Origin of the sequence: Winogradskyella costae (genome assembly GCF_013403865.1) — a bacterium.
Lineage (GTDB): Bacteria > Bacteroidota > Bacteroidia > Flavobacteriales > Flavobacteriaceae > Winogradskyella > Winogradskyella costae.
Genome location: NZ_JABFDK010000017.1, coordinates 2,501 through 5,404 on the forward strand (window position 1 = coordinate 2,501; position 2,904 = coordinate 5,404).

2 rRNA genes (1 of these 2 running past the window's edge) are annotated in these 2,904 nt (G+C 47.6%); both read left to right on the forward strand.

The window, feature by feature from the left end:
* Positions 1-2,577 (forward strand): 23S ribosomal RNA (locus HM986_RS17385) (it extends 252 nt beyond the left edge of the window).
* Between the two features lie 163 nt (positions 2,578-2,740).
* Positions 2,741-2,850 (forward strand): 5S ribosomal RNA (gene rrf / locus HM986_RS17390).
* Positions 2,851-2,904: the final 54 nt, after the last annotated feature.

The window sequence follows — 2,904 nt, forward strand, 5'->3', positions numbered from 1 at the left end:
CCCAAACCAGTATTGTTACGGCAATGCTGGGGTTGTAGGACCACGATATTAGAAGCAGGATGAATTAGAATTGTTTGGAAAGACAAGCCGTAGACGGTGATAGCCCGGTATAAGTAAAGAATGTGGATATAGTGGTATCCTGAGTAGTGCGGGGCACGTGAAACCCTGTGTGAATCAGTCGGGACCATCCGATAAGGCTAAATACTCCTGAGAGACCGATAGTGAACTAGTACCGTGAGGGAAAGGTGAAAAGAACCCTGAATAAGGGAGTGAAATAGAACCTGAAACCATACGCTTACAAGCGGTCGGAGCAGACTTGATCTGTGACGGCGTGCCTTTTGCATAATGAGCCTACGAGTTACCGTTGCTAGCAAGGTTAAGGACTTCAGGTCCGGATCCGTAGCGAAAGCGAGTCTGAATAGGGCGCTTTAGTTAGTAGTGGTAGACGCGAAACCGTGTGATCTACCCATGGGCAGGGTGAAGCTGTGGTAACACACAGTGGAGGCCCGAACCGGTTGACGTTGAAAAGTCTTCGGATGACCTGTGGGTAGGGGTGAAAGGCCAATCAAACTCGGAAATAGCTCGTACTCCCCGAAATGCATTTAGGTGCAGCGTTGATTTATAGTTTTATAGAGGTAGAGCTACTGATTGGATGCGGGGGCTTCACCGCCTACCAATTCCTGACAAACTCCGAATGCTATAAAATGTTCATCAGCAGTGAGGGCATGGGTGCTAAGGTCCATGTCCGAGAGGGAAAGAACCCAGACCATCAGCTAAGGTCCCCAAATATATGTTAAGTTGAATAAACGAGGTTGAACTGCTTAGACAGCTAGGATGTTGGCTTGGAAGCAGCCATTCATTTAAAGAGTGCGTAACAGCTCACTAGTCGAGCGGTTCGGCATGGATAATAATCGGGCATAAACATATTACCGAAGCTATGGACTTATTAATAAGTGGTAGGGGAGCATTGTAGTGTCGTCGAAGGTGTGCTGTGAGGCATGCTGGAGAAGCTACAAAAGAAAATGTAGGCATAAGTAACGATAATGCGGGCGAGAAACCCGCACACCGAAAGACTAAGGTTTCCTCAGCTATGCTAATCAGCTGAGGGTTAGTCGGGACCTAACGCGAACCCGAAAGGGGTAGTGGATGGACAACAGGTTAATATTCCTGTACCTGCTCACACTAAAAGTGACGGAGGCGAAAAGTTAGTGCGTACTGACGGAATAGTACGTTGAAGCGAGTGGTAACACCGCGATAGTACACTGAGACTACGGTCAAGGTGATAATCTAGCAAATCGACTTCCAAGAAAAGCGAGTGAAGCAGCCCGTACCCTAAACCGACACAGGTAGTTGGGATGAGAATTCTAAGGTGCTCGAGAGATTCATGGCTAAGGAACTAGGCAAAATGGACGCGTAACTTCGGGAGAAGCGTCGCCCCCTTCTGGGGGGCCGCAGTGAAAAAGTCCAGGCGACTGTTTATCAAAAACACAGGGCTCTGCTAAATCGAAAGATGATGTATAGGGCCTGACACCTGCCCGGTGCTGGAAGGTTAAGTGGAGGGTTTAGAAGTTTACTTCGAAGATCTCAAATGAAGCCCCAGTAAACGGCGGCCGTAACTATAACGGTCCTAAGGTAGCGAAATTCCTTGTCGGGTAAGTTCCGACCTGCACGAATGGTGTAACGATCTGGACACTGTCTCAGCCATGAGCTCGGTGAAATTGTAGTATCGGTGAAGATGCCGATTACCCGCAGTGGGACGAAAAGACCCCGTGCACCTTTACTATAGCTTAGTATTGGTTTTGGATAAGTAATGTGTAGGATAGGTGGGAGACTTTGAAGTGGCGTCGCTAGGCGTTGTGGAGTCATTGTTGAAATACCACCCTTTGCTTATCTAGAGTCTAACTTTCAAAGAAAGGACAGTGCTTGGTGGGTAGTTTGACTGGGGTGGTCGCCTCCAAAAGAGTAACGGAGGCTTCTAAAGGTTCCCTCAGCACGCTTGGTAACCGTGCGTAGAGTGCAATGGCATAAGGGAGCTTGACTGAGAGACATACAGGTCGATCAGGTACGAAAGTAGAGCATAGTGATCCGGTGGTTCCGTATGGAAGGGCCATCGCTCAAAGGATAAAAGGTACGCCGGGGATAACAGGCTGATCTCCCCCAAGAGCTCATATCGACGGGGGGGTTTGGCACCTCGATGTCGGCTCGTCACATCCTGGGGCTGGAGAAGGTCCCAAGGGTTGGGCTGTTCGCCCATTAAAGTGGCACGCGAGCTGGGTTCAGAACGTCGTGAGACAGTTCGGTCTCTATCTACTGTGGGCGTTAGAAATTTGAGTGGATCTGACTCTAGTACGAGAGGACCGAGTTGGACGAACCTCTGGTGTACCAGTTGTTCCGCCAGGAGCATTGCTGGGTAGCTACGTTCGGAAGGGATAAGCGCTGAAAGCATATAAGCGCGAAACCCACCACAAGATGAGATTTCTTTTAAGGGTCGTGGAAGATGACCACGTTGATAGGCTATAGGTGTAAAGGCAGTAATGTCATAGCCAAGTAGTACTAATAACCCATAGGCTTATTGTTACTTCGACTTCGCTCGGACAACCAGTAATGGTTAACGAGCGAGTCCGTTTTTTTATAAAGTATACGTTACGATACATATCATGTGATTTTTTCAATATGTCAACAATATTAGTGTTGATTATTTATAACAACCCAAGTTCTGATATCTATCAGAATAACAATTTAAGGTGGTTATAGCGACGGGGCTCACCTCTAACCATTCCGAACAGAGTAGTTAAGCCCGTTTGCGCCGATGGTACTGCTTTACTGTGGAAGAGTAGGTCGCCGCCTTTTTTGAAAACCCTTACTATTAATTTAGTAAGGGTTTTTTGCTTTTGATTTATAAGG